This window comes from Marinospirillum insulare DSM 21763, from assembly GCF_000686905.1.
Lineage (GTDB): Bacteria > Pseudomonadota > Gammaproteobacteria > Pseudomonadales > Halomonadaceae > Marinospirillum > Marinospirillum insulare.
In genome coordinates, this window is record NZ_JMLW01000067.1 from 1 (window position 1) to 1,674 (window position 1,674).

A 1,674-nucleotide genomic window follows, 5' to 3' on the forward strand; every position below is an offset into this window, starting at 1 on the left:
CTCATTCTTGGTCGATTGAAAAGCATAAGATGCTACAGCAGCTTGCCATCCAATCCTAGTTTAATGAGTTGCACTTGAGAGTTGAATCCAGGCTTCTTAAAGTTACCAACATTCAGTTAGCTAAATTAATTTATTCTGCTAACATTTATATCTAACTATACATTAATATTTTTGTAGATTTCAAGGAGCAAAGCATGAAAGATCGTACTAAACTAGCTCTATCACTATTAAAGCAACACCTGATGCAGGTTTTAGCAATGGTTGAGATTGAAAATCTTGATCTTAAAACACAGCCACCAGCTAAAGCCAAGCAACTAGAAGAGTTGATTAGAAAAATAAATACTTATGGAAAAGAAATTACTGAATCGCTTTCTAGACAGCTTTACCTCGCAGAGCTACCAGTGTTACAAGGTTCCGAAGAACTTTTAAGCTTTTATGAAAACAGCTACTTGCCCATAGAAGAAGAAATTTCCAATTTATCTTTTTATGGTGACACTAAAGGCTTTGACTTTATTTCTTTTCTAGAGAAACAAGGTATTTCCACGGATCTTAAAAACATACCAAGTGTTGAGCACACACCAATTCGAGATATCTACGACTTAGCGTTAGAGCAAATAGACATATTGATCGATGCTCTTGGTGATGATTTGGAGGAGTATTATTATCTAGATGAAAGCGATCTTAAACTTAGCAGGCAACTATTGAATTCTGAATACTTTAAGCCTGATAATTGGGCAATAAACCTTAGCTCACTTAGACCTATTATTACTTCCAAGACTTCAGATAAGCTTCCACGTCATATACGAATTAGAATAAAAGAAATCTATTCCTCTTTTACTTATGGCAATTGGCTTTCTGTTTTATCAGCTAGTAGAGCCTTGCTTGAATATGTACTTTTAGATACACACTCTCGGCTTGGTTTTACTGCATATGAGCATCAAGAAGAAAACTTAACTCCCAGCCCACTCCCATTATCACTCTTGATTAAAAATGCGTCAGAAAGACTACCTGACATCGCTTCAAATATGGAGAATATAAAAACTTACGGCAATGAAGTAATGCACCCTAGAATTAATAAAAAGAGCCTCTATATACCTGCAGGGCGCATTCAAGCACTAGACTGCATTACAAAACTAAGAGTAGTTCTACATAAGCTTTATAAAAGCTGAACTTTAATAGTCGCTGCAGCCTCAGGACGAGCAACTTCCTTTGCTAGATTAATAATCTTTTGCATATCTTTACGGCTATAATTAGTACCTATCCACCAGCCAGGTATTATCTCTATTGCTGAAGACTCGACCAAATCTGGTCGGTCTGGGTAAAGTTCGTTTTTATTACGCGATACATAACGCCGCTTTTTTCCATGTTTTCGTGCAATAAATCGTTCTAAAAACTGAGGATCATCTTTTGCAAGTTCAGCAAAAACCTGAATCATGACTTCTATTGCAGTATTAGCACTTCCATTACGACCAAGAATAGAAAAGTCATGACCACTAACCCTACCCGACTGTTTGTTTTTTAGTTGATCTGTAGGATTTCCTGATTTCAACTCTTGAGTTGCATTGTAGTGGCATAGTTAATCTGGCTCTTCGCATTTAAGGGTGTAGAAAAGATCTGGCTCACTAGAAAAGGAGTCGGGTTTCTTAGAGAATGTAAGTTCCAACACAAACAAAA

General features: G+C 36.5%; 2 protein-coding genes. One reads left to right on the forward strand and one right to left on the reverse strand.

Going from position 1 to position 1,674, the window contains the following annotated elements; translation table 11 throughout:
- The first annotated feature begins 194 nt into the window (after positions 1-194).
- A complete protein-coding gene (locus BP27_RS0113600) occupies positions 195-1,169 on the forward strand; it encodes a hypothetical protein (RefSeq protein WP_027851992.1) in 975 nt (324 codons plus the stop codon).
- Here BP27_RS0113600 and BP27_RS0113605 read toward each other — a convergent pair.
- Positions 1,157-1,549: a hypothetical protein gene (locus tag BP27_RS0113605; RefSeq protein ID WP_027851993.1), complete on the reverse strand. Its 393-nt coding sequence runs from the start codon at positions 1,547-1,549 to the stop codon at positions 1,157-1,159. The genes BP27_RS0113600 and BP27_RS0113605 overlap by 13 nt on opposite strands.
- Between the last annotated feature and the right edge of the window lie 125 nt (positions 1,550-1,674).

Bases quoted from the DNA above. Each gene is read 5' to 3' on its own strand.
- BP27_RS0113600 (WP_027851992.1), top strand. From the start codon at position 195: ATGAAAGATCGTACTAAACTAGCTCTATCACTATTAAAGCAACACCTG.